This is a genomic window from Streptomyces sp. NPDC048606, from assembly GCF_040650855.1.
Taxonomy (GTDB): domain Bacteria; phylum Actinomycetota; class Actinomycetes; order Streptomycetales; family Streptomycetaceae; genus Streptomyces.
Genome location: NZ_JBEZIB010000021.1, coordinates 1 through 22,683, shown reverse-complemented (window position 1 = coordinate 22,683; position 22,683 = coordinate 1). Strand labels below are relative to the sequence as shown.

Genomic DNA, 22,683 nt, shown 5'->3' with positions numbered 1-22,683 from the left:
GCGTATTCGTCCCTGCCTGTACGCGTTTATAAACCCCTCGTGTTCCCGCAAGGCGGCAAGTGGACGCCTGAACCCGTACGTCCGGCATATGCCGAACCGGCACAGTGGAGGCACGGCGTGACGGGGGGAGCGCGGATTGCTGCGAGAGACCACCGGCCGACGGGACAGACCCGTCGCCGTCCTGCTCAGTCCACGCACCGCCGAGGTGGCGGCCGCACGCCGCGCGGGAACGCGCACCGTGGTGGTCGCGCCGGATCCATCGGTGCCATCCGACCGTGAGGGGGCGGAGCGGCGGGTACGGACGGACTGGCGCGACCACCCCCGCCTCGTCGAGGAGATCGGCGGGCTGGAGGAGGTCCGCCGGGGCCGCGCCGCCGTCTTCGGTTTCGGCCCCGCGACGGCGCTCGCCGCCGCCCGCGCGAACGAGGCGCTCGGCCTGCCCGGCACCGCCACCCCCGCCGCCGTCACCGCCCTCATGGACAAGGCCGTCCTGCGCGCCCGCTCCAACACCCTCCACCCGGGCCGCCCCGTCTCCTTCGCGCGCTGCGGCCGGGCCTCGCTGCTGCCCTTCATCGCCGGCCTCATCGGCTACCCCTGCGTGGTCAAGCCCCGCTGGGGCGAGCGCGGGGAGGGGGTCGGGCTGCTCGTCGACGACGCCGCGGCGCGGGCGGCCGCGGGCTCCTACCCCGAGGTCACCGACCTCCTGGTCGAGGAGTTCCTCGAAGGGCCCGAGCTCGCCGTCGAAGCCCTCTCCCGGCAGGGCCGCCACCGCGTCCTCGGCTGGACCCGCCGCCTGACCGGCCCCGACCTCGCCGCCGTCGGCCACGAACTGCCGGTCGCCCTGGACCCCGCCGAGGCCGAAGCCGTACGGGCCCTCGTACGGGCCGTCCTCGACCTCGCCGGCCACCGCGACGGCCCCTCCCACACCGAGGTCGTCCTCACCCCGCGCGGCCCCCGCCTGATCGAGGCGCACGCCCGCCCCGGCGCCGAGGACCTCGTACGACTGCTGCGCCTGGCCCACGGCACCGACGTGCTCGCCCTCGCCCTCGCCGCCGCCCTCGGCCTGCCCGACCCGCCCCGCCGCCCCCGCGCCGCCCACGCCGGACTGCGCTACGTCGACTTCCCGCCCGGGTTACGCCTGGCCCTGGCCGCGCCGGCCCTCGCCGCGGCCCGCGCGGTGCCCGGCGTCGTACGGGCCCGCCTGGACGTGCCCGCGCACGCGACCGTGCGCCACGCCCCGACCGGCGCCCTGCACCACGCGCACGTCATCGCCTCGGCCCCGACCGCCGCCGCCCTGCACGGGGCCCTCGACCGCGCCACCGCCCTGCTGCGTCCCTCGGACGCGGACCGCGCCGGCTACGCGGGCTTCGCGTAGTCGCGGAACCCGGTCCAGTCGACCACCACGCACCGCTCGTCGCCCACCACCCACGCGTCGTGCCCGGGCGCCACCTGCATGAAGTCCCCGGGGCCGAACTCCGTGTCCTCGCCGTCGTCCATCACGACGCGCATCCGACCGCTCGCCACGTACCCCGTGTGCGCCGCCCGGCAGCTGTCCGTACCCGCCAGCGGCTTGATGTGGAGCGACCAGCGCCAGCCCGGCTCGAACACCGCGCGCCCCACGTCCCCGCCGTCGGTCCGGATCAGGTCCAGCCTGCCCGTACCGGCCTCGAAGGGTCGCGTCTCGTCGGCGCTGTCGAAGTTCCTGCGCACCAGTCCGGCCATGGCCCATCGCCTCCGGGAGAGGAGTGCCCCGAGTCCGTTCCCACTCTACGCTCGCGCCCGGGGCCCGGACCGGCCCCGCGGCGAACGCCCGAACCCCGAGGCCAGCGGCATCCGCAACCCCAGCGGCGGGGGCGCGGCCAGGGCGTCGACGACCGGCCGCGACCAGGGGCCCGAGAACATCGCCCCGAGGACGAAGTCCACGCCCAGCGCCACGACTTCCTCCCGGTGCTCCCGTAAGCCGTGGCCGTCCGAGTGCACCTCGAAACGGCACGTGGAACGATTCGCCTTCTTCGCCCGCTCGGCGAGCCGGAAGGAGGACTCCGGGTCGCTGCGCGCGTCGTTGGTGCCGTGCACGATCAACACCTGTCGGCCGGCGAGCTGTTTCACCGGTTCAGGGGAGCGGTCGTCCGCACTCTCCGCCAGACAAGGGGCCATCGCCAGCACGGAGTTGACCGCCGCGTGCCCGGCGGCGAAGAGCGCCGCCCGACCGCCGGCCCCGTAGCCGGCCAGGCACACCGGCACGTCCCCGTACCGGCGCACCACCTCCTCGGCGGCCCAGTGCGCGGCCTCCTCCCGGGGCGCGTCGCCGTGCACGACACCGTGCGCGACCAGGCCCCGCGCACCGCCCGCCCGGGCCAGGGCGCGCGCGAGCGGGCGCACCGGACCGGGGGAGAACCGGGACGCTCCGGGGAGCAGGAGCACCACACCACTGACCGTCGAGACCGAGCCGTTCGCGCCGGCAGCCCGCCCCAGGCGGGCCCCGCGCGCCGGCGGCGCATGCTGTGCCATGGCGGAACAGTCTCAGACGCGGAGGTGTACACCACCCGTCCTTACGGTCTCTGTTACATATCGACCGCCGATGCCGACGCGTGCTCTACGCGCGTAGGAGCTAGAGTGCGCAGATGACGAGCGAGACCGCCAACCTGCCCACCCCGGATCAGATCCGCCGCTCCCCGAAGGTGCTGCTGCACGACCACCTCGACGGTGGCCTGCGGCCCGGGACCATCATCGAGCTGGCCCGCGAGGTCGGCTACGACAAGCTGCCCGAGACCGACGCCGACAAGCTCGGCGTCTGGTTCCGCGACGCCGCCGACTCCGGCTCCCTCCCGCGCTACCTGGAGACGTTCGCGCACACCTGCGCCGTCATGCAGACGAAGGCGGCGCTCTTCCGCGTCGCCGCCGAGTGCGCCGAGGACCTCGCCGAGGACGGCGTCGTCTACGCCGAGATCCGCTACGCCCCCGAGCAGCACCTCGAAGCCGGTCTGACCCTCGAAGAGGTCGTCGAGGCGGTCAACGACGGCTTCCGCGAGGGCGAGCGCCGCGCGCGGGCCAACGGCCACCGCATCCGCATCGGCGCCCTGCTCACCGCGATGCGCCACGCCGCTCGCGCGCTGGAGATCGCCGAGCTGGCCAACCGCTACCGCGACAACGGCGTGGTCGGCTTCGACATCGCCGGCGCCGAGGCGGGGTTCCCTCCCACCCGCCACCTCGACGCGTTCGAGTACCTCAAGCGCGAGAACAACCACTTCACCATCCACGCGGGCGAGGCCTTCGGCCTGCCGTCGATCTGGCAGGCCCTGCAGTGGTGCGGCGCCGACCGCCTCGGTCACGGCGTGAAGATCATCGACGACATCGAGGTCGCCGCCGACGGGTCGGTGAAGCTGGGTCGCCTGGCCTCCTACGTCCGCGACAAGCGCATCCCCCTGGAGATGTGCCCCACCTCGAACCTCCAGACCGCCGCGGCCGCCTCGTACGCCGAGCACCCGATCGGCCTGCTGCGCAAGCTGCACTTCCGGCTGACGGTCAACACCGACAACCGCCTGATGAGCGGCACCAGCATGAGCCGCGAGTTCGAGCACCTGGTGGACACCTTCGGCTACACGCTCGACGACATGCAGTGGTTCACCGTCAATGCGATGAAGTCCGCGTTCATTCCTTTCGATGAACGACTGGCCATGATCAACGACGTGATCAAGCCCGGTTACGCGGAGCTGAAGTCCGAGTGGCTGTTCCGTCAGACCGCTTCGACCAGCGGTTCCGTCTCGGCCTAGGCCACGGATTGACGGACCGAAAGCGCCCGGGAGGAGCAATTCCCGGGCGCTTTCTCGTATTTGATGATGTTTGCGGGCGGGGGTTTGAAGTGACTAGTTTGCGGAGCCGCTCAATTCCCCGTCGCAAGGACTGACCTTCATGAAGAAGTCTGCAAAGACCCTCGGTGTCGCCGCGCTCGGCGCCGCCTTCGTCGCGGCCGCCGCCGGCGCCGCCTCCGCCACCCCGGCCGTCGGCCTGGGCGACGCGCTCGGCGCGGTCCAGGGCCTCACCAGCCAGCAGCAGGTCAGCGGCGAGGAGGGCAAGCCGGCCACCGACGCCGCCGCCCCCGTCACCGGCCTCCTCGGCGGCCTCGCCCCGGCCACCGGCGCGCTGAACGGCCTCGGCGGCTGACGCTGCCGCGATCCGCACGCACGTACGGCGGGCGCACGCACCTTCGACGGGGTGTGTGCGCCGCTGTGCGGTGTGTCACCATCACCCCCAACCGGCCGCCGACACACGGGGTATGAGGTTCTGGTCATGCGCATCAAGGCACGAGCGACGAGGGTCGCGTTGGTTCCCGTCCTGCTGTTCGCGGCCGTCGGCTGCGGCGGTACGGACACCCCCGCGGCGGACAAGGCCCCCGCCGCCAAGGACTCCCCGGCGGCCGCCTCGGGCGCCCCCGGAGCCCCCGCGGGCTCCGCGACACCGCGGCCCGCGCCCACCGGCCTGGAGCGCGCCGCGCTGGAGCAGGGCGATCTCGCCGGCTACCAGATCTCGGCGCAGGGCAAGAACCCCAACGCCCCCGACGGTCAGCCGCAGTCCGACAAGAAGGCCTGCCAGCCGCTCGCCGACATCATGGGCGACAAGCCCGATCCCGCCGCACGGCAGACCGTCAACCGCGGCATCGGCTCCCAGAAGGCCGTCGGACTCGCGGTCTCCGCCTCCGTCAGCTCCTACGACGAGGCCGGCGCGAAGCGGGTCCTGTCCCGGCTGCGCGAGGCCGTCGCGGCCTGCTCCTCCGGCTTCACCGCCACCGTCGAGCAGCAGACCGGCACCTACAAGGACGTGAAGGCGGCGTCGTACAAGACCCCCGGCGACGAGAGCGTCAGCTGGACCACCACCGTGGCCGCCCAGAACGTCTCCGCGCAGGTCCACCTCGTCGTCGTGCGCGAGGGCGACACCGTCGTGCGGCTGATGGCCCTCAATCTGGCCGCCGCCGACCAGAAGGCACTGGTCCCCCGCGAAGTGGTCGACAAGCAGCTGGAGAAGGTCAAGAAGGTCGCCTGACCCCGGCCGGAGCCCGGGCGGGCGCGCGGACCGTCGTTACCAGGCGGTCCGCGCCGAGCCGGCGGAGGCCTTCTCGTTGGGCAGCAGCAGCCACAGCGCCAGGTAGATCAGGAACTGCGGACCGGGCAGCAGGCACGAGACGACGAAGATGATCCGCATCGTCCGCGCCTTGATCCCGAAGCGCCGCGCGAGTCCGGCGCAGACGCCACCGATCATCCGTCCGTCACGGGGGCGGGTAATCGCGCTCATGGGGCTTCTCCTTCGTAGGGATTCGCGCGAAGGTGAGGTGCCCCTCGCGATGCCTCAATACTCGCGCGGCACCGCCGACAGGACCTCGGTCCACGGGCCGATGCCGACCCTGGTAATTCTCGGGGTGACCCCCTGAGAGCGCCGCAGCCTGCGCCTGAGGGCCGGTACGACGGCCACGTGCGCGATCAGCGCGCCGGCGGTGTTCAGCAGCAGCGAGTCGACGTCGACCACCTGCCCCGGCACCGCCGTCTGGAGCATCTCGATCCCGAGCGAGATCAGCACCGTCGCCGAGAGCGTCCGGGCCAGTGAGGCCCACGCGCCCGACGGCCCGGCCGCGAGCCGACCCCCGGCCAGCGGCAGCAGCACCCCGAGCGGGGCCAGCAGGGCCAGCCCCTCGCCGATCCGCCGGGCCGCCTCCAGCGGGCCGTAGGCCAGGTCGGCGCGGATCCCGTCCAGGAACGTGAGGTTCGACGCGGCCGTCCAGGGGACGTCCAGCGGTCTCAGGGTGAGCCAACCGACGAGCACCAGATGCGCGGCCAGCAGGGCCCCGCCCAGGATCCGGAGCCGGAGGGGGAGCTGCGTGGCGGTGGCGGCGGTGCCGCTGCCCTCATGACGGTGCACACCAGGCAGGACGCGCCCCCCGGTGGCGGCGGTTCCGACCGGCCCCGTCCCGTGGCCCACGCCACTCGCCCGGGGGGCTCGCGGGGCCGCGTCGCCCGCCGGCGGGCCGGTGGGCCGCGGGACTCAGCCCGTGGCCCACAGGACGACGAGGGCCACCGCGCCCACGACGGCCGGGACGATGATCTCGTAGGCCCAGCGCACCGAGACGGAGCCCTGCGCGCCGGGGCGCGCCGCGCCGCGCTCGGCGAGTTCGCGCAGCTCGTCGATGACCTTGTCGGCCGCCGCCCGCGGCGGGCCCTCGGGGGCCGCGGCCGGGGTCGGCGTTCCGGCGACGCCCGCGCCGCGGCCTTGGCCCTTGCCGCCCAACGCCTCGCGCCGGCTGAAGGTGCGGGCCGCCTTCTTGCGCTCGCGCAGCGACACCGGCACCGACCACAGCTGGTACTTCGACCCCTCGGCCAGCACCTCCGCCGAGTACCCGGCGCGCACCGCGTCCACGGCGCCCCAGGGCAGCTCGATCACCCGGAAGGGATTGCGGATCCGCATCCGGTCGTCGTTGGCGAAGACGGCCGGCCGGACCGTGAAGGCGATCGTCATGGGCACGGCGAACAGGGCGACGGCCAGCGCGGTCCAGCGCGCCGAGCCCCCGCCGCGCACGACGGCGTCCCCGCACAGCCAGCCGATGAGCGCGAGCAGCAGCACCCCGGTGACGACGGCCATGGAGGAGCGGTAGACGCGGTCGTCGTAGACCGGCTCGTGGGGGGAGGGCGTAGTCATGGCGCCGATTCTGCCGTACGGGTCCGCGGCCGGCCCGGCCGCACCGATGGTGGACGTCACGCCCATATGTGCGCCGAGGGGGGTGACAGGTCGCTACGCGCGTAGATATGCTCATGTGGTGACCATGCCCACCACCCTCACCGCATTCGCTGACGTGACGACGTCCGACAGTGCGCTGCGCCGCTTCCTGCACGGGCTGCCCGGCGTCGACACGGTCGGACTGGAGGCCCGCGCGGCCTCCCTCGGCACCCGTTCGATCAAGACGACGGCCAAGGCGTACGCCATCGACCTGGCCATCTCGATGATCGACCTGACGACGCTCGAAGGCGCTGACACCCCGGGCAAGGTCCGGGCGCTCTCCGCCAAGGCCGTCAACCCCGACCCCCTCGACCGTACGACGCCCATGACCGCCGCGGTCTGCGTCTACCCCGACATGGTGGCCACCGCCAAGGCCGCGCTGAACGGCGCCGACGTCAAGGTCGCCTCCGTCGCCACCGCCTTCCCGGCCGGCCGCGCGGCCCTGCCCGTCAAGCTCGCCGACACCCGCGACGCCGTCGCCGCCGGCGCCGACGAGATCGACATGGTCATCGACCGTGGCGCCTTCCTCGCCGGCCGCTACCTGGAGACGTACGAGCTGATCAAGGCCGTCAAGGAGGCGTGCGTCCGCCCCGACGGCACCGCCGCCCGCCTGAAGGTCATCTTCGAGACCGGCGAACTGTCGACCTACGACAACATCCGCCGCGCCTCCTGGATCGGCATGCTCGCCGGCGCCGACTTCATCAAGACCTCCACCGGCAAGGTCGGCGTCAACGCCACCCCCGCCAACACGCTGCTGATGCTCGAAGCCGTCCGCGACTTCAAGGCGCAGACCGGCATCCAGATCGGCGTGAAGCCGGCCGGCGGCATCCGCACCACCAAGGACGCCATCAAGTTCCTGGTCCTGGTCAACGAGACCGCCGGCGCGGACTGGCTGACCAACGAATGGTTCCGCTTCGGCGCCTCCAGCCTGCTGAACGACCTGCTCATGCAGCGCCAGAAGCTGAGCACCGGGCGTTACTCCGGCCCCGACTACGTGACGGTGGACTGATCACCATGGCATCCCTCTTCGAGTACGCACCGGCCCCCGAGTCGCGGTCCGTCGTCGACATCGCGCCCTCCTACGGCCTCTTCATCGACGGCGAGTTCGTCGAAGCCGCCGACGGCAAGGTCTTCAAGACCGTCTCCCCCTCCTCGGAGGAGGTCCTCTCCGAGGTCGCCCAGGCCGGCGCCGCCGACGTCGACCGCGCCGTCAAGGCCGCCCGCAAGGCCTTCGAGAAGTGGTCCGCGCTGCCCGGCTCCGAGCGCGCCAAGTACCTCTTCCGCATCGCCCGGATCATCCAGGAGCGCAGCCGCGAGCTCGCCGTCCTGGAAACCCTGGACAACGGCAAGCCGATCAAGGAGACCCGCGACGCGGACCTCCCGCTGGTCGCCGCCCACTTCTTCTACTACGCGGGCTGGGCCGACAAGCTCGACCACGCGGGCTACGGCGCCGACCCGCGCCCCCTCGGCGTGGCCGGCCAGGTCATCCCCTGGAACTTCCCGCTGCTGATGCTCGCGTGGAAGATCGCCCCGGCGCTCGCCGCGGGCAACACCGTCGTCCTCAAGCCCGCCGAGACCACGCCGCTGTCGGCGCTGTTCTTCGCGGACATCTGCCGCCAGGCGGGCCTGCCCCGGGGCGTCGTCAACATCCTCACCGGCTACGGCGACGCGGGCGCTGCCCTCGTCGAGCACCCGGACGTCAACAAGGTCGCCTTCACCGGCTCCACCGCCGTCGGCAAGGCCATCGCCCGCTCGATCGCCGGCACCGACAAGAAGGTCACCCTGGAGCTGGGCGGCAAGGGCGCCAACATCGTCTTCGACGACGCCCCCATCGACCAGGCCGTCGAGGGCATCGTCACCGGCATCTTCTTCAACCAGGGCCAGGTCTGCTGCGCGGGCTCCCGCCTGCTGGTCCAGGAGTCGATCCACGACGAGCTGCTGGACTCCCTCAAGCGCCGCCTCTCCACGCTGCGCCTGGGCGACCCCCTCGACAAGAACACCGACATCGGCGCGATCAACTCCGCCGAGCAGCTCGCCCGGATCACGGCGCTCGCCGAGACCGGCGAGGCCGAGGGCGCCGAGCGCTGGTCCCCGGCCTGCGAGCTGCCGTCCTCCGGCTACTGGTTCGCCCCGACGCTCTTCACGAACGTCACCCAGGCGCACACCGTCGCCCGCGACGAGATCTTCGGCCCCGTGCTGTCCGTCCTGACCTTCCGCACGCCCGACGAGGCCGTCGCGAAGGCCAACAACAGCCAGTACGGCCTGTCCGCCGGCATCTGGACGGAGAAGGGCTCGCGCATCCTCGCCGTCGCCAACAAGCTCCGCGCCGGCGTCGTCTGGGCCAACACGTTCAACAAGTTCGACCCGACCTCGCCCTTCGGCGGCTACAAGGAGTCGGGCTTCGGCCGCGAGGGCGGTCGCCACGGCCTGGAGGCATACCTCGATGTCTGAGTCGACGACCACGCGCCTGAACGTCTTCAAGACCTACAAGCTGTACGTCGGGGGCAAGTTCCCCCGCTCCGAGAGCGGCCGGGTGTACGAAGTGACGGACTCGAAGGGCAAGTGGCTGGCCAACGCCCCGCTGTCCTCCCGCAAGGACGCGCGTGACGCGGTCGTCGCGGCCCGCAAGGCCTTCGGCGGCTGGTCCGGCGCGACCGCCTACAACCGCGGACAGATCCTCTACCGCATCGCCGAGATGCTGGAGGGCCGCCGCGAGCAGTTCGTCCGCGAGGTCGGCGAGGCCGAGGGACTGTCGAAGTCCAAGGCCGCCGCCGTCGTCGACGCCGCGATCGACCGCTGGGTCTGGTACGCGGGCTGGACCGACAAGATCACCCAGATCGTGGGCGGCGCCAACCCCGTCGCGGGCCCCTTCTTCAACCTGTCCACCCCGGAACCCACCGGCGTGGTCACGGTCGTGGCCCCGCAGGACTCCTCCTTCCTCGGCCTGGTCTCGGTGATCGCCCCCGTCATCGCCACCGGCAACACCGCGGTCGTCATCGCCTCGGAGAAGGCGCCCCTCCCGGCGCTCTCCCTGGGCGAGGTGCTGGCCACCTCCGACCTGCCCGGCGGAGTCGTCAACATCCTCTCCGGCAAGGCCGCCGAGATGGGCCCGCACCTGGCCTCCCACCAGGACGTCAACGCGATCGACCTGGCCGGGGCCGACACCGCCCTCGCCAAGGAACTGGAGATCGCCGCGGCTGACAACCTCAAGCGCGTCCTGCGTCCACAGCCTGTGGACGACTGGAACGCCGACCCGGGCACGTCGCGCATGACGGCCTTCCTGGAGACCAAGACGGTCTGGCACCCGACGGGCTCCATCGGCGCCGGCGGCTCGTCCTACTAGGGCTCGGTTCGCCTCCGGGGGCGCGGCAGTCGGCTCCAGGAGGGCGTACGTCCTCGAAAACGCTCGTTCCTCGCGTTTCCTCCGGGCGTTCGCCCTCCTTCGCCGACGCGCCCCCTTCGGCTCACTCGCCCGTGCGGGCTGCGAAGGGGGGGCGGAGGGCGGGCGCCGACGCGCCCCCTTCGGCTCACTCGCCCGTGCGGGCTGCGAAGGGGGCGGACGCGACGCGCCTTCGGCTCATCGGCCGCGAAAGGACCACCCCCGGCAGCCACCCCCGTGCTGCCGGGGGTTCGCGCGCTTCGGGACGGTCAGCGGGCGGCGCCGTTCAGGGGGCCCAGCAGGGACGAGGCCGCCGCCGTCGGGAGTTCGGACACCGACGGGCCCTGCGTCAGGATGCCCGTGACCATGCCCGTGCCCACCGACGGGAAATCGGCGACCTTCGTGGCCACCCCGTTGTCCAGCGGATCCACGCCGGTGTGGGCCAGCGGATTCACCTTGAGGTTCGCGATCGGGTCCGTGACACCCGCCAGGGCCGCCGGTACGGACAACTCGCCCGCCTGCGCCCCACCGGCGGCCATCGCCAGGGCCGCACCGGCCATGGACAGGGTCAGGCCCGCCGAACGGAGCCGCTTCGAGGGGTCGGAATGTGCGTGACGTGCCATGGGTTCCCGCCTGTGGTCGTAGTCGCGTGGCCACACAGGGTAGTCGAGGCGGCTCCTCCGGTTCCAACCGGCGCCGCCCGGCCGGGTGTGAGGGTTCTCGCAGCGTTCGTCTCCAATGTGTTGATAACCCCGGTCATGCCTCACACTGGTGTCCCGTGAGCCGTTCCCCTGCCTTGCCTACGCGTGTCGTCCTGTTGACCGGTCCCTCGGGTTCCGGCAAGTCCTCGCTCGCGGCTCGCTCAGGGCTGCCCGTACTGCGCCTCGACGACTTCTACAAGGAATGCACGGACCCGACCCTCCCGCTGGTCGAGGGGAGCTCCGACATCGACTGGGACTCCCCGCAGTCCTGGGACGCGGACGTGGCCGTCGCCGCCGTCGCCGAACTGTGCCGCTCCGGCCGCACCGAGGTCCCGGTCTACGACATCTCCACCAGCTCCCGCACCGGCACCGACACCCTCGACATCTCGCGCACGCCGCTGTTCATCGCCGAGGGCATCTTCGCCGCCGACATCGCGGTCCGCTGCCAGGAACTCGGCCTGCTCGCCGACGCGATCTGCCTGCGCGGTCGGCCCTCGACCACCTTCCGCCGCCGCTTCGTGCGCGACCTGCGCGAAGGCCGCAAGTCCCCGTTCTTCCTGCTGCGCCGCGGCCTGCGCCTGATGCGGGCCGAACGCGGCATCGTGGCCCGGCACGTCACGCTCGGCGCGCACCCCTGCGGCCGCGACGAGGCCCTCGGACGGCTCGCCGCCGCCGCGGCCGGCCGGCACCGCTCGGCGACCGGCGCCCCCGCCGCCTAGCCAGGCCGTACGGCCCCCGGACATGGGTGCGCGGGGCCGACCGGACCCCCATGGCCGGTCGACCCCGCGCTTTCCCCCCGTGGCCTCCGTCCCACCCCCGTAGGACGGACCCCCTTGGCCCGATGGTTCGTGTCGGCTACGCGACGAGCTCCCCGAAGGACTCCGCCTCGTCACGGCCGAAGCTCAGCACCTCGTCGTCGCGCAGGCGGCGCAGCGAGCGCCAGATGCTCGACTTCACGGTGCCGACGCTGATGCCCAGGATCTCGGCGATCTCCGGGTCCGTGCGGCCCTCGTAGTACCGCAGCACCAGCATCGTGCGCTGCGGCTCCGGAATGCGGGCCAGCGCCTGCCACAGCACGGCGCGCAGCTCGGTGCCGCGCATCGCGTCCGTGTCGGAGGCCGTCTCCGGCAGTTCCTCGGTCGGGTACTCGTTCAGCTTGCGCCGGCGCCACGCGCTGATGTGCAGGTTCGTCATGGTGCGGCGCAGGTAGCCGCCCACCGCCGCCTTGTCGCTGATGCGGTCCCAGGCGCGGTAGGTGGAGAACAGCGCGCTCTGCAACAGGTCCTCGGCCTCGTGGCGGTCGCCGGTGAGGTGGAAGGCCGTCGCGAAGAGCGCGGCCCGCCGCTCCTGCACGTACGCCGTGAACTCGGCCTCCGAGGCGGAGGACGTGGAGCGCGGTGCGGGAACCGCCTGGTACTGGTTCGCGTCAATGGCTGTGACGTGCGCCGGTCGCGGACGGGCGACCGGCACCGTACGGACACCCGCCCGGCGGTTCACATCGTGCAGCCGCGTGACAACCGCGCTGGTCGTGGTGCTGTGCAGCGTGTTCATCTCGCGCCCCCCGTCGTGGAGTCTGCTTCGGTCCGTCGTGTTGATGACAGAAGCCTGCCCGCCGGACATAACCGGGGTGTCCTTCGACTGTCACAGGCCTGTCACAGCCACCCGTGGCCGGATCCGTGGCGCCCGACGGTCGAAGTCCCGAGGGTCGATGGGACAGAATGAGCGCGTGCCTTTCCTGTTGCTGATCGAGGACGACGACGCCATCCGCACGGCCCTCGAACTTTCCCTGTCACGCCAGGGCCACCGTGTGGCCACCGCGGCGACGGGCGAGGACGGCCTGAAACTGCTGCGCGAGCAGCGGCCGGACCTGATCGTGCTCGACGTGATGCTGCCCGGGATCGACGGCTTCGAGGTCTGCCGGCGGATCCGCCGCACCGACCAGCTGCCGATCATCCTGCTGACCGCGCGCAGTGACGACATCGATGTCGTCGTGGGCCTGGAGTCCGGCGCCGACGACTACGTCGTCAAACCCGTCCAGGGACGCGTGCTCGACGCCCGGATCCGCGCCGTGCTGCGCCGCGGCGAACGGGAGGCCAGCGACTCCGCCGTCTTCGGCTCCCTGGTCATCGACCGGGCCGCGATGACGGTGACGAAGAACGGCGAGGACCTCCAGCTCACCCCGACCGAGCTGCGGCTGCTGCTGGAACTGAGCCGCCGCCCCGGCCAGGCCCTGTCCCGCCAGCAGTTGCTGCGCCTGGTGTGGGAGCACGACTACCTCGGCGACTCGCGCCTCGTCGACGCCTGCGTGCAGCGGCTGCGCGCCAAGGTGGAGGAAGTGCCCTCCTCGCCCACCTTGATTCGTACCGTCCGCGGCGTCGGCTACCGGCTGGACTCACCGCAGTGATCAAGGCCCTGTTCGCGGGCCGGCGCTGGACCAGCCTGCGGCTGCGCCTGCTCTTCGTGTTCGCCCTCGTCGCGCTGACGGCCGCCGTCTCCGCGTCCGGGATCGCGTACTGGCTCAACCGCGAGGCGGTCCTGACCCGTACGCAGGACGCCGCCCTCGGCGACTTCCGCCAGGAGATGCAGAACCGGGCCGCGGCCCTGCCCGCCGACCCGACCCCCGAGGAGCTCCAGCGCACCGCCGAGCTGATGGCGGGCAGCAGCCCCGGGTACAGCGTGCTCCTGGTGCACGCGCGCAAGGACGGCCGCGAGGTGTTCGGCGCGGCCGGCTCCGACTCCTTCGGGCTGGACGACGTACCGAAGTCCCTCCAGAGCGCCGTCAACGACCGGCAGAAGACGACCGCCGCCAACGACGCCGAGTACCACATGTACTGGCAGCGGACGAAGCCCGGCGGCAACCCCTACCTGGTCGGCGGCACCCGCATCGTGGGCGGCGGCCCGACCGGCTACATGTACAAGTCGCTGGCCACCGAACGCGACGACCTCAACGCGCTGGGCTGGTCCCTGACCATCGCCACCGGGCTCGCGCTGCTGTGCTCCGCGCTGCTCGCGCAGGCGGCGGCGCGCACGGTCCTGCGACCCGTGCAACGGCTCGGGGAGGCCGCGCGCCGGCTGGGCGAGGGCGAACTCGACCACCGGCTGGACGTGTCGGGCACCGACGAGCTCGCCGACCTCTCGCACACCTTCAACACGACGGCGGAGGCGCTGGAGAAGAAGGTCGCCGACATGAGCGCCCGCGAGGAGGCGAGCCGGCGGTTCGTCGCCGACATGTCGCACGAACTGCGCACCCCGCTCACGGCGTTGACCGCCGTCGCCGAGGTGCTGGAGGAAGAGGTCGACGGCCTCGACCCGATGATCGCGCCGGCCGTGGGCCTGGTGGTCAGCGAGACCCGACGGCTCAACGACCTGGTGGAGAACCTGATGGAGGTCACCCGCTTCGACGCGGGCACCGCACGCCTGGTCCTGGACGACGTGAACGTCGCCGACCAGGTCACGGCCTGCATCGACGCGCGGGCCTGGCTCGACGCCGTGGAACTCGACGCCGGGCGCGGGATCGTGGCCCGCCTCGACCCGCGGCGCCTGGACGTGATCCTGGCCAACCTGATCGGCAACGCGCTCAAGCACGGCGGATCGCCGGTGCGGGTGTCGGTGCGCGTGGAGGGGGAGTGGCTGGTGATCGCGGTCAAGGACAACGGGCCGGGCATCCCCGAAGAGGTGCTGCCGCACGTCTTCGACCGCTTCTACAAGGCGAGCGCGTCCCGGCCGAAGTCGGACGGCAGCGGGCTCGGGCTGTCGATCGCGGTGGAGAACGCGCACATCCACGGCGGTGACATCACCGCCGAGAACGGGGACGGGGGCGGCGCCGTGTTCACGCTGCGGCTGCCGGTGGACGTGGGGAAGGTGATCGCCGGTGACGTGGAGGCGTAGGGCCCTGACGGTCGTGGTGGGCCTGTGCGCCCTCGGCGGCCTCGCGGGGTGCGGGATCAGGGCGACGACCGTGCCGGTCGACGTGGGCGCGGCGCCGTCCCGGGTGTCCTGCGAGAACCCGGACGAGGCCCCCTCGGGCCAGAGCGGGGTGCAGGGGTTCCGGACCACGGTGGAACTGGTGTGCGGATCGCAGCTGGTGGGCGTGGAGCGGCTGGTCCCCGTACCGGAGAAGCGGCCGGCGCGGGACGCGGTGGCGCTCGTCACCCAGGCCCTGCTGGAGGCCCTCCAGAAGGAGCCCACCGCGGGCGAACGGGACGCCGGCTTCACCACCGGGGTCCCGGCCGGACTGACGGCCGCCGCGCCGCGCGCCGGGGACCCGGTGGGCACCGTACGGCTCAGCCGCAAGCCGGAGGACCTGCCGCCGGTGGCGCTGTCGCAGATCGTGTGCACCCTGTCGGACAGCGACGCGCTCTCCGCGGGCACGGGCCCGATCGTGCTGGGCGGGCCGGACGCCGACCCGCCGCGGGCCTGGGAGTGCAGCGACGCCGTCCGCGCCCGTCCGGAGGCGGTCCCGACGCTGGGCGACGTCGTCCGGCCGGGCACCACCCCGGCCACCGCCTCGGGCAGCCCCGGCCCCTCGACGTCACCGTCGCCGTCGGCGCCCACGCCCACGCCGTCGCCGCTGCGCGGCGCCCCGGCCGAACCGTCGGCCTCCGAACCGACGCCCACCCCGTCGAAGAGCTGACGCCCGACCGCACGGAGCGGACGCACGAAGACCGGCCCCGGACCAGGAGGTCCGGGGCCGGTCTTCGTACGGGGGACGATCCGGAGGACTAGAGGCCCATCGCGGCCGCGAGGTCCTTCTTGATCGAGTCCAGGACGCCCTGACCCGTGGCGCGGGCCGAGGCGAGGTCGGAGGCCTCGGCCACCGGGACCACGACCTCCAGGTAGCACTTGAGCTTCGGCTCCGTACCCGACGGGCGGACGATCACCCGGGCCTTGTAGTCGCCCTCCAGGTAGTACCGCAGGCCGTCCGTGGGCGGCAGCGTCCCGGTGCCCCGGCTCAGGTCCTCCGCCGAGGCGACGCGCAGGCCCGCCAGGGACACCGGCGGCTCGGCCCGCAGGGCCGCCATCGCCGAGGCGATGACCGACAGGTCCGAGACGCGGACCGACAGCTGGTCGGTGGCGTGCAGGCCGTGGGCCATCGCCAGGTCGTCCAGCAGGTCGCTCAGGGTGCGGCCCTGCTCCTTCAGCTCCGAGGCCAGCTCCGCCACCAGCAGCGCGGCGGTGACGCCGTCCTTGTCGCGGACGCCCTCGGGGTCGACGCAGTAGCCGAGCGCCTCCTCGTAGCCGTAGCGCAGGCCCTCGACGCGGGCGATCCACTTGAAGCCCGTCAGGGTCTCCTCGTGGCCGACCCCGGCCGACTCCGCGATCCGCCCCAGCAGCGAGGAGGAGACGATCGACTCGGCGAAGACGCCCCGGGCGCCCTTGTGCACCAGGTGCGCCGCCAGCAGTGCGCCGACCTCGTCGCCGCGCAGCATGCGCCAGCCCGACGCGGACGCGTCGTCCGGGACGGCCACCGCGCAGCGGTCGGCGTCCGGGTCGTTCGCGATCACGATGTCCGGGACCACCTCGGCGGCCTTCGCGAAGGACAGGTCCATCGCGCCCGGCTCCTCCGGGTTGGGGAAGGCCACCGTCGGGAAGGCCGGGTCCGGCTCCGCCTGCCCGGCGACCAGCACCGGGGCCGGGAAGCCGTGCCGGGCGAAGGCCGCCATGACCACGTCCTTGCCGACGCCGTGCATGGCCGTGTAGACGGTCCGCACCCCGCGCGGGGAGCCCGGGGTCAGGACGGCGTCCGTGCGGGCCAGGTAGGCCTCCAGCACCTCGTCGCCGAGCTCCTCCCAGCCGGACTCCGGCCGGGGGACGGACGCGAGGGTGGTCACGCGGTCGATCCGCGCGGCGATCTCGACGTCCGCCGGGGAGACGATCTGCGAGCCGTCGCCCAGGTAGACCTTGTAGCCGTTGTCCCGGGGCGGGTTGTGGCTCGCGGTCACCTCGACGCCCGCGACGGCGCCCAGGTGCCTTATGGCGTACGCGAGGACCGGCGTCGGCAGCGGCCGCGGCAGGACGGCCGCGCGCAGCCCGGCGCCGATCATCACGGCGGCCGTGTCACGGGCGAAGTCCGCCGACTTGTAGCGCGCGTCGTAGCCGACGACGACCAGACCTCCGGCGTGCCCCTGGTCCTTCAGGTAGGCCGCCAGGCCCGCCGCCGCCCGGATGACCACGCCGCGGTTCATCCGCATCGGACCCGCGCCGATCTCACCGCGCAGTCCGGCGGTGCCGAACTGGAGCGTGCCCGAGAAGCGGTCCGCGAGCTCCGCGGTGTCGCCCGCCTCCAGCAGGGCCGCGAGCTCCGCCGCCGTCTCCGGGTCCGGGTCCTCGGCCAGCCAGGCCTGCGCCCGGGTGATCAGGTCGTCCTGTGCCTGTTCCTGCACGGCTTCCGCCTTACCTCTCGTACGTCGTCGGTCAGATGCGGGCGAGGACCTGCGTCAGCAGCGTGCCCATGCGGGCGGCCGAGTCGCGGCCGGCCTGGAGGACCTCTTCGTGGTTGAGCGGCTCGCCGGACAGGCCCGCGGCCAGGTTGGTGACCAGGGAGATGCCCAGCACCTCGGCGCCGGCCTCACGGGCGGCGATGGCCTCCAGCACGGTGGACATGCCGACCAGGTCGGCACCCATGACGCGGATCATGTTGATCTCGGCCGGGGTCTCGTAGTGCGGGCCGGGGAACTGCACGTAGACGCCCTCTTCGAGGGAGGCGTCGATCTCCTTGCACATCGCGCGCAGGCGCGGCGAGTACAGGTCGGTGAGGTCCACGAAGTTCGCGCCGACGATCGGCGAGGTCGCGGTGAGGTTCAGGTGGTCGCTGATCAGGACCGGCTGGCCGGGCTTCATGCCCTCGCGCAGGCCGCCACAGCCGTTGGTCAGCACGACGGTCTTGCAACCGGCGGCGACGGCGGTGCGGACACCGTGGGCGACGGCGGCGACGCCGCGGCCCTCGTAGAAGTGGGTCCGGCCGAGGAAGACCAGCGCTCGCTTGTCGCCGATCTTGTAGGAGCGGATCTTGCCGCCGTGGCCCTCGACGGCGGCGGGCGGGAAGCCGGGCAGCTCGGTGACGAGGAACTCGGTCTCGGGGGCGCCGAGGGCCTCGGCGGCGGGGGCCCAGCCGGAGCCCATGACGAGGGCGACGTCGTGGGTCTCCACGCCCGTCAGCTCGCGGAGGCGGGCGGCGGCGGCGTCGGCGGCGGCGAAGGGGTCGGTAACAGATGCGTTCACGCGGACGAGCGTAGCCGCTCTTCGCCTACGCGCGTAGATGGCGCAGCTCACGGTGTTCGGATCGTTGCCTTGTCGTTTCCGCCGAATGGTCCGGGGCGGGGCGATACGTCCCGGGGGCGCGAGGGGCGCCGTGACGGGCCCGCAGGGGGCGACGGGGGCACCGGGCCGGCAGGGGCCGCCGGGTCAGCAGGGGCGCTTGCGCAGCTCCATCACGTAGTCGTGCGGGGCGCCCGCCGATTCGGCGGCGTCGGCGATCTCGCCCAGGTAGCGCGCCGAGGGCAGTCCGCCCTCGTAACCGTTCAGGACGTACACCCAGGCGGCCTCCTCGCCGTCCAGGGTGTGCACCCGCACCCGCATGCGGCGGTAGATGTCGAGCCCGACGCCCTCCCACCGGTCCATGGAGTCCTCGTCGAGCGGGGCGATGTCGTAGAGGGCGACGAAGACCTGCTGCCGGGGAGCCTCCACGATGGTGGCCAGCGCCCCCTCCCAGCCCATCTGCTCGCCGCCGAAGGTCAGCCGCCAGTCGTTGATCCAGCCCGTGCCGCGCAGCGGCGAATGCGGAGCGCGGCGCGTCATCAGCCGCGGGTCGAGGTTGCCGGCGTACGCGGCGTAGAGCGACATGGGGTCGAGGGTACGGGAGGGGCGAGCGGGGACGCGTGCCCGGTCGGTCCCCGGATGGCGGGACCGGGCACGAAGCACCTTGAAGCGTGCGGGACAATGGAGCACGGAATGCATCCCCCGGGGAGAACCCCCGGAACACCGGCCGGGGCGGCAGCCGGCCGGGTAGCGGCGAGTGAGCCCAAGGGGGCCCGTCGGCGAGGAGGGCGAGCGCCCCGAGGTACGGCGCGGAACGGGCCGTACCGAGGACGCACGCCGGCCTGGAGCCGACTCGGGCGCCCCCGGAGCGAACCGAGCCCTAGTAGACGTGAGGCGGACTTTTCGTGACCCGGATCGTGATCATCGGTGGCGGACCCGGCGGGTATGAGGCAGCCCTGGTGGGGGCCCAGCTCGGCGCGGAGGTGACCGTCGTCGACTGCGACGGTCTGGGCGGAGCGTCGGTCCTGACCGACTGCGTCCCCTCGAAGACGCTCATCGCGACGGCCGAGGTCATGACGACCTTCGACTCGTCGTACGAGGAACTCGGCATCGTCGTCGCCGACGACACCCCGCACATCGAGCAGGCCGCGCGCGTCGTCGGCGTGGACCTCGGCAAGGTCAACCGGCGCGTCAAGCGCCTCGCGCTGGCCCAGTCCCACGACATCACCGCCTCCGTGACCCGCGCCGGCGCCCGCGTCATGCGCGGCCGCGGCAAGCTCGGCGGCCCGCAGGGCATCGACGGCACCCGGGACGTCATCGTCACCGCCGCCGACGGCACCGAGACCATCCTCACCGCCGACGCGGTCCTGATCGCCACCGGCGGCACCCCCCGCGAGATCCCCGACGCCATGCCCGACGGGGAGCGGATCCTCAACTGGACCCAGGTCTACGACCTGGAGGAGCTCCCCGAGGAGCTCATCGTGGTCGGTTCCGGCGTCACCGGCGCCGAGTTCGCCGGCGCCTACCAGGCCCTGGGCTCGCGCGTCACCCTGGTCTCCTCCCGCGACCGCGTGCTGCCCGGCGAGGACCCGGACGCCGCCGCCGTCCTGGAGGACGTCTTCCGCCGCCGCGGCATGAACGTCGTCGGCCGCTCGCGCGCCGAGTCCGTCAAGCGCGTCGGCGACCGCGTCGAGGTCACCCTCTCCGACGGGCGCGTCCTCACCGGCACGCACTGCCTGATGGCCGTCGGCGCCATCCCGAACACCCGGAACATGAACCTGGAGGAGTCCGGCGTCCGGCTCAAGGAGTCCGGCCACATCTGGACCGACAAGGTCTCCCGCACCTCCTCGCCCGGCGTCTACGCGGCCGGCGACGTGACGGGCGTCTTCGCGCTGGCCTCCGTCGCCGCCATGCAGGGCCGCATCGCGATGTACCACTTCCTCGGCGACGCGGTGGCCCCGCTGAACCTCAAGACGGTCTCCTCCAACGTCTTCACCGACCCCGAGATCGCCACCGTCGGCTACACCCAGGCCGACGTGGACGCGGGCCGGATCGACGCCCGCGTGGTCAAGCTGCCCCTGCTGCGCAACCCGCGCGCCAAGATGCAGGGCATCCGGGACGGCTTCGTGAAGATGTTCTGCCGTCCGGGCACCGGCATCGTCGTCGGCGGCGTCGTCGTCTCGCCGCGCGCGAGCGAGCTCATCCACCCGATCTCGATCGCCGTGGACAACAACCTGACGGTCGAGCAGATCGCAAACGCGTTCACCGTGTACCCCTCGCTGTCCGGCTCGATCGCCGAGGTGGCCCGCCAGCTGCACACCCGCAAGACCGGCAGCGAGGCGTAGTACGGCGCCAACCGCCCCCGCCCCCACGGGGGTTGGGGCGGTTGGCGAGTCGCGGGACGGGTGGGGAACCGGGCTCCCGGCGACAACTGGACCGCGTATACCACCTGTTGCCCTCCCGTATGGACAACTTCGGTATTCCGGCGCAAAGAGCTGAAAGCAGACGGTCGTCCGGGTTACTGTCAGTTTCGTGTTCGCTGCAGAACGTCGCCAATTGATCCTCGAAATGGTGCGCGCCAACGGTGCGGTATCGCTCCGTGAGCTCGCCCGCGTCGTCCAGACCTCCGAAGTGACCGTACGGCGGGACGTGCGGGCACTGGAGGCAGAAGGACTCCTCGACCGCCGACACGGCGGTGCGGTATTGCCGGGCGGTTTCACGCGGGAGTCCGGCTTTCCGCAAAAGTCCCATCTCGCGACGGCGGAGAAGACCGCCATCGCCGATGTCGCGGCCGGCCTCGTCGAAGAGGGCGAGGCCGTCGTCGTCGGCGCGGGCACCACCACCCAGGAGCTGGCCCGACGGCTCGCCCGGGTGCCCGGCCTGACCGTCGTCACCAACTCGCTGCTCGTCGCCCAGGCACTGGCGCACGCCAACCGGGTGGAGGTGGTGATGACCGGCGGCACCCTGCGCGGTTCGAACTACGCCCTCGTCGGCAGCGGCGCCGAACAGTCCCTCCAGGGGCTGCGGGTCTCCCGCGCCTTCCTGTCCGGGAGCGGCCTGACCGCCGAGCGGGGCCTGTCCACCTCCAACATGCTCTCCGCGAGCGTGGACCGGGCGCTGGTGCAGGCGGCCGCCGAGGTGGTGGTCCTCGCCGACCACACGAAGCTCGGCACCGACACGATGTTCCAGACGGTGCCGACCGACGTGATGACGCGGCTGGTGACGGACGAGCCCCCGGCGCACGACGACCGGGCCGCCACGGAACTCCAGGCGCTGGCCGACCAGGGCGTACAGATCACCGTGGCCGGTTCCGCGCCCGCCTCCGGCGGCGGACACGGTACGGGCGCGGCCGGGGACGGCATGCAGGGCCGCAGGCCCCGGCGCGGGGACTCCCCCCTCCCGGTCCAGCGACGCGGCGGGCCCACCGACCGGCTGCGGAGCGCCCCCGCGTCGATGCTGGAACAGCAGGCGGCGGGAGAGCGCGCCCGCGTCGCGGACATGCGGCGTCGATAGGGCCGGTACGGCGAAGGCCCCGCCCGGGTGTTCCGGGCGGGGCCTTCGCGGTGTGGCCTTGGGGCCGTAGGACCGTAGGACCGTGGGGTCGTGTGGCTGGGTGACCCGGTGTCAGTCCTTGATCTCGCAGATGGTGGCGCCGGAGGTGAGGGAGGCGCCGACCTCGGCGCTGAGGCCGACGATGGTGCCGGAGCGGTGGGCGTTGAGGGGCTGCTCCATCTTCATGGCCTCCAGGACCACGATGAGGTCGCCCTCGTTGACCTGCTGGCCCTCCTCGACGGCGACCTTGACGATGGTGCCCTGCATCGGGGAGGCGAGGGTGTCGCCGGAGGCGGCGGGGCCGGACTTCTTGGCGGCGCGACGCTTGGGCTTGGCACCACCGGCGGCGGCGGTGCGGGCCAGCGTCATGCCCAGCGAGGAGGGCAGGGAGACCTCCAGGCGCTTGCCGCCGACCTCGACGACGACCGTCTCGCGGCCCGGCTCGTCCTCGGTGTCCTCGGCCGCGGGGGCCGTGAACGCCGGGATCTCGTTGACGAACTCGGTTTCGATCCAGCGGGTGTGGACGGTGAAGGGGGTGTCGTCGGTGGGGGCGAAGGCGGGGTCGGTGACCACGGCGCGGTGGAAGGGGATGGCGGTGGCCATGCCCTCGATCTCGAACTCGGCGAGGGCGCGGGCGGCGCGCTGGAGGGCCTGTTCGCGGGTGGCGCCGGTGATGATGAGTTTGGCGAGGAGGGAGTCCCAGGCGGGTCCGATGACGGAGCCGGATTCGACGCCGGCGTCGAGGCGGACGCCGGGGCCGGTGGGGGCGGCGAAGCGGGTGACGGTTCCGGGCGCGGGCAGGAAGCCGCGGCCGGGGTCCTCGCCGTTGATGCGGAACTCGATGGAGTGGCCGCGCAGGGTCGGGTCGTCGTAGCCGAGGGCCTCGCCGTCGGCGATGCGGAACATCTCGCGCACCAGGTCGATCCCGGAGACTTCCTCGGTGACGGGGTGTTCGACCTGGAGGCGGGTGTTGACCTCGAGGAAGGAGATGAGGCCGTCGGCGGAGACGAGGAACTCCACGGTGCCGGCGCC

Annotated in this window: 24 protein-coding genes; 13 read left to right on the top strand and 11 right to left on the bottom strand. The window is 72.7% G+C overall.

Annotated features, from left to right (window positions below; genetic code table 11):
* The first annotated feature begins 262 nt into the window (after positions 1 to 262).
* Complete coding sequence (locus tag AB0D01_RS22620; RefSeq protein WP_363057956.1) at positions 263 to 1,375, top strand: ATP-grasp domain-containing protein; 1,113 nt, start codon at positions 263 to 265, stop codon at positions 1,373 to 1,375.
* Here AB0D01_RS22620 and AB0D01_RS22615 read toward each other — a convergent pair.
* Both AB0D01_RS22615 and AB0D01_RS22610 read right to left on the bottom strand, forming a co-directional pair.
* Positions 1,357 to 1,722: a cupin domain-containing protein gene (locus tag AB0D01_RS22615; protein ID WP_363057954.1), complete on the bottom strand. Its 366-nt coding sequence runs from the start codon at positions 1,720 to 1,722 to the stop codon at positions 1,357 to 1,359. The genes AB0D01_RS22620 and AB0D01_RS22615 overlap by 19 nt on opposite strands.
* A gap of 45 nt (positions 1,723 to 1,767) precedes the next feature.
* Entirely contained in the window at positions 1,768 to 2,511 is a 744-nt protein-coding gene (locus AB0D01_RS22610; RefSeq protein WP_363057952.1) for an alpha/beta hydrolase, read from the bottom strand.
* 113 nt (positions 2,512 to 2,624) lie between these two features.
* Between AB0D01_RS22610 and AB0D01_RS22605 the strand changes: the two genes are divergently transcribed.
* The 3 genes from AB0D01_RS22605 to AB0D01_RS22595 all read left to right on the top strand — a co-directional run bounded on the left by AB0D01_RS22605 (position 2,625) and on the right by AB0D01_RS22595 (position 5,040).
* Positions 2,625 to 3,773: an adenosine deaminase gene (locus tag AB0D01_RS22605; RefSeq protein WP_363057950.1), complete on the top strand. Its 1,149-nt coding sequence runs from the start codon at positions 2,625 to 2,627 to the stop codon at positions 3,771 to 3,773.
* A 139-nt stretch (positions 3,774 to 3,912) separates the two neighbouring features.
* On the top strand, positions 3,913 to 4,164 hold the full coding sequence (locus AB0D01_RS22600) for a hypothetical protein (protein ID WP_363057948.1): 252 nt from the start codon (positions 3,913 to 3,915) through the stop codon (positions 4,162 to 4,164).
* Positions 4,165 to 4,290: 126 nt separating this feature from the next.
* Positions 4,291 to 5,040 carry a hypothetical protein gene (locus AB0D01_RS22595; protein ID WP_363057947.1) on the top strand — a complete coding sequence of 250 codons (750 nt, stop codon included), beginning with the start codon at positions 4,291 to 4,293 and terminating at the stop codon, positions 5,038 to 5,040.
* 36 nt (positions 5,041 to 5,076) lie between these two features.
* Here the strand turns inward: AB0D01_RS22595 and AB0D01_RS22590 are convergent, their stop codons facing one another.
* The 3 genes from AB0D01_RS22590 to AB0D01_RS22580 form a co-directional block, all read right to left on the bottom strand.
* Positions 5,077 to 5,289 carry a PspC domain-containing protein gene (locus AB0D01_RS22590; RefSeq protein ID WP_363057945.1) on the bottom strand — a complete coding sequence of 71 codons (213 nt, stop codon included), beginning with the start codon at positions 5,287 to 5,289 and terminating at the stop codon, positions 5,077 to 5,079.
* Between the two features lie 54 nt (positions 5,290 to 5,343).
* Positions 5,344 to 5,910, bottom strand: coding sequence for a VanZ family protein (locus AB0D01_RS22585; protein ID WP_363057943.1), 567 nt, complete (start codon positions 5,908 to 5,910; stop codon positions 5,344 to 5,346).
* 123 nt (positions 5,911 to 6,033) lie between these two features.
* Positions 6,034 to 6,684 carry a PH domain-containing protein gene (locus AB0D01_RS22580; RefSeq protein ID WP_363057941.1) on the bottom strand — a complete coding sequence of 217 codons (651 nt, stop codon included), beginning with the start codon at positions 6,682 to 6,684 and terminating at the stop codon, positions 6,034 to 6,036.
* Between the two features lie 118 nt (positions 6,685 to 6,802).
* Here AB0D01_RS22580 and deoC point away from each other — a divergent pair, with 118 nt between their 5' ends.
* Genes deoC through AB0D01_RS22565 form a run of 3 tightly spaced genes read left to right on the top strand, consistent with a single transcriptional unit; the run spans position 6,803 to position 10,105 of the window.
* On the top strand, positions 6,803 to 7,771 hold the full coding sequence (gene deoC, locus AB0D01_RS22575; protein WP_363057939.1) for a deoxyribose-phosphate aldolase: 969 nt from the start codon (positions 6,803 to 6,805) through the stop codon (positions 7,769 to 7,771).
* A 5-nt stretch (positions 7,772 to 7,776) separates the two neighbouring features.
* Positions 7,777 to 9,213, top strand: coding sequence for an aldehyde dehydrogenase family protein (locus AB0D01_RS22570; protein WP_363057937.1), 1,437 nt, complete (start codon positions 7,777 to 7,779; stop codon positions 9,211 to 9,213).
* Positions 9,206 to 10,105 carry an aldehyde dehydrogenase family protein gene (locus AB0D01_RS22565; protein WP_363057935.1) on the top strand — a complete coding sequence of 300 codons (900 nt, stop codon included), beginning with the start codon at positions 9,206 to 9,208 and terminating at the stop codon, positions 10,103 to 10,105. Before AB0D01_RS22570 ends, AB0D01_RS22565 begins: the two co-directional genes overlap by 8 nt.
* A gap of 305 nt (positions 10,106 to 10,410) precedes the next feature.
* Here the strand turns inward: AB0D01_RS22565 and AB0D01_RS22560 are convergent, their stop codons facing one another.
* The gene (locus AB0D01_RS22560) at positions 10,411 to 10,764 is read right to left on the bottom strand and encodes a hypothetical protein (protein WP_363057933.1); all 354 of its coding nucleotides are present in this window, start codon (positions 10,762 to 10,764) and stop codon (positions 10,411 to 10,413) included.
* Between the two features lie 155 nt (positions 10,765 to 10,919).
* On the opposite strand from AB0D01_RS22560, the gene AB0D01_RS22555 reads away from it, so the two are divergent.
* Positions 10,920 to 11,561, top strand: a complete 642-nt coding sequence (locus AB0D01_RS22555; protein ID WP_363057931.1) for a uridine kinase — start codon at positions 10,920 to 10,922, stop codon at positions 11,559 to 11,561.
* A 136-nt stretch (positions 11,562 to 11,697) separates the two neighbouring features.
* Here AB0D01_RS22555 and AB0D01_RS22550 read toward each other — a convergent pair whose 3' ends face one another.
* Entirely contained in the window at positions 11,698 to 12,393 is a 696-nt protein-coding gene (locus AB0D01_RS22550; protein WP_363057929.1) for a SigE family RNA polymerase sigma factor, read from the bottom strand.
* 175 nt (positions 12,394 to 12,568) lie between these two features.
* Between AB0D01_RS22550 and afsQ1 the strand changes: the two genes are divergently transcribed.
* The 3 genes from afsQ1 to AB0D01_RS22535 are packed head-to-tail and all read left to right on the top strand — an operon-like array spanning position 12,569 to position 15,475.
* Entirely contained in the window at positions 12,569 to 13,246 is a 678-nt protein-coding gene (afsQ1, locus tag AB0D01_RS22545) for a two-component system response regulator AfsQ1 (RefSeq protein ID WP_180291024.1), read from the top strand.
* Complete coding sequence (locus AB0D01_RS22540) at positions 13,243 to 14,730, top strand: HAMP domain-containing sensor histidine kinase (protein WP_363057927.1); 1,488 nt, start codon at positions 13,243 to 13,245, stop codon at positions 14,728 to 14,730. Before afsQ1 ends, AB0D01_RS22540 begins: the two co-directional genes overlap by 4 nt.
* A complete protein-coding gene (locus AB0D01_RS22535) occupies positions 14,714 to 15,475 on the top strand; it encodes a hypothetical protein (protein WP_363057925.1) in 762 nt (253 codons plus the stop codon). The genes AB0D01_RS22540 and AB0D01_RS22535 overlap by 17 nt, the downstream gene beginning before the upstream one ends.
* 88 nt (positions 15,476 to 15,563) lie before the next feature.
* Here the strand turns inward: AB0D01_RS22535 and AB0D01_RS22530 are convergent, their stop codons facing one another.
* The 3 genes from AB0D01_RS22530 to AB0D01_RS22520 form a co-directional block, all read right to left on the bottom strand.
* On the bottom strand, positions 15,564 to 17,225 hold the full coding sequence (locus AB0D01_RS22530; RefSeq protein ID WP_363057923.1) for a phospho-sugar mutase: 1,662 nt from the start codon (positions 17,223 to 17,225) through the stop codon (positions 15,564 to 15,566).
* A 31-nt stretch (positions 17,226 to 17,256) separates the two neighbouring features.
* Positions 17,257 to 18,063 carry a purine-nucleoside phosphorylase gene (locus AB0D01_RS22525; protein WP_363057921.1) on the bottom strand — a complete coding sequence of 269 codons (807 nt, stop codon included), beginning with the start codon at positions 18,061 to 18,063 and terminating at the stop codon, positions 17,257 to 17,259.
* Positions 18,064 to 18,246: 183 nt separating this feature from the next.
* Positions 18,247 to 18,684, bottom strand: coding sequence for a gamma-glutamylcyclotransferase (locus AB0D01_RS22520; RefSeq protein ID WP_363057919.1), 438 nt, complete (start codon positions 18,682 to 18,684; stop codon positions 18,247 to 18,249).
* Positions 18,685 to 19,004: 320 nt separating this feature from the next.
* Here AB0D01_RS22520 and AB0D01_RS22515 point away from each other — a divergent pair, with 320 nt between their 5' ends.
* Both AB0D01_RS22515 and AB0D01_RS22510 read left to right on the top strand, forming a co-directional pair.
* Positions 19,005 to 20,444, top strand: coding sequence for an NAD(P)H-quinone dehydrogenase (locus AB0D01_RS22515; protein ID WP_363057917.1), 1,440 nt, complete (start codon positions 19,005 to 19,007; stop codon positions 20,442 to 20,444).
* Between the two features lie 187 nt (positions 20,445 to 20,631).
* Positions 20,632 to 21,612: a DeoR/GlpR family DNA-binding transcription regulator gene (locus tag AB0D01_RS22510; RefSeq protein WP_363057915.1), complete on the top strand. Its 981-nt coding sequence runs from the start codon at positions 20,632 to 20,634 to the stop codon at positions 21,610 to 21,612.
* A gap of 111 nt (positions 21,613 to 21,723) precedes the next feature.
* Here the strand turns inward: AB0D01_RS22510 and AB0D01_RS22505 are convergent.
* A partial coding sequence (locus AB0D01_RS22505) for a biotin/lipoyl-containing protein (protein ID WP_363057913.1) occupies positions 21,724 to 22,683 on the bottom strand: 960 nt, incomplete at its 5' end.

Excerpts from the sequence above, each read along its gene's own strand:
- AB0D01_RS22595 (WP_363057947.1), top strand. The coding sequence starts at position 4,291 with ATGCGCATCAAGGCACGAGCGACGAGGGTCGCGTTGGTTCCCGTCCTG.
- AB0D01_RS22600 (WP_363057948.1), top strand. The coding sequence starts at position 3,913 with ATGAAGAAGTCTGCAAAGACCCTCGGTGTCGCCGCGCTCGGCGCCGCC.
- AB0D01_RS22565 (WP_363057935.1), top strand. The coding sequence starts at position 9,206 with ATGTCTGAGTCGACGACCACGCGCCTGAACGTCTTCAAGACCTACAAG.
- AB0D01_RS22605 (WP_363057950.1), top strand. The coding sequence starts at position 2,625 with ATGACGAGCGAGACCGCCAACCTGCCCACCCCGGATCAGATCCGCCGC.
- AB0D01_RS22560 (WP_363057933.1), bottom strand. The coding sequence starts at position 10,764 with ATGGCACGTCACGCACATTCCGACCCCTCGAAGCGGCTCCGTTCGGCG.
- AB0D01_RS22580 (WP_363057941.1), bottom strand. The coding sequence starts at position 6,684 with ATGACTACGCCCTCCCCCCACGAGCCGGTCTACGACGACCGCGTCTAC.
- AB0D01_RS22550 (WP_363057929.1), bottom strand. The coding sequence starts at position 12,393 with ATGAACACGCTGCACAGCACCACGACCAGCGCGGTTGTCACGCGGCTG.
- AB0D01_RS22570 (WP_363057937.1), top strand. The coding sequence starts at position 7,777 with ATGGCATCCCTCTTCGAGTACGCACCGGCCCCCGAGTCGCGGTCCGTC.
- AB0D01_RS22520 (WP_363057919.1), bottom strand. The coding sequence starts at position 18,684 with ATGTCGCTCTACGCCGCGTACGCCGGCAACCTCGACCCGCGGCTGATG.
- AB0D01_RS22610 (WP_363057952.1), bottom strand. The coding sequence starts at position 2,511 with ATGGCACAGCATGCGCCGCCGGCGCGCGGGGCCCGCCTGGGGCGGGCT.
- AB0D01_RS22615 (WP_363057954.1), bottom strand. The coding sequence starts at position 1,722 with ATGGCCGGACTGGTGCGCAGGAACTTCGACAGCGCCGACGAGACGCGA.
- AB0D01_RS22590 (WP_363057945.1), bottom strand. The coding sequence starts at position 5,289 with ATGAGCGCGATTACCCGCCCCCGTGACGGACGGATGATCGGTGGCGTC.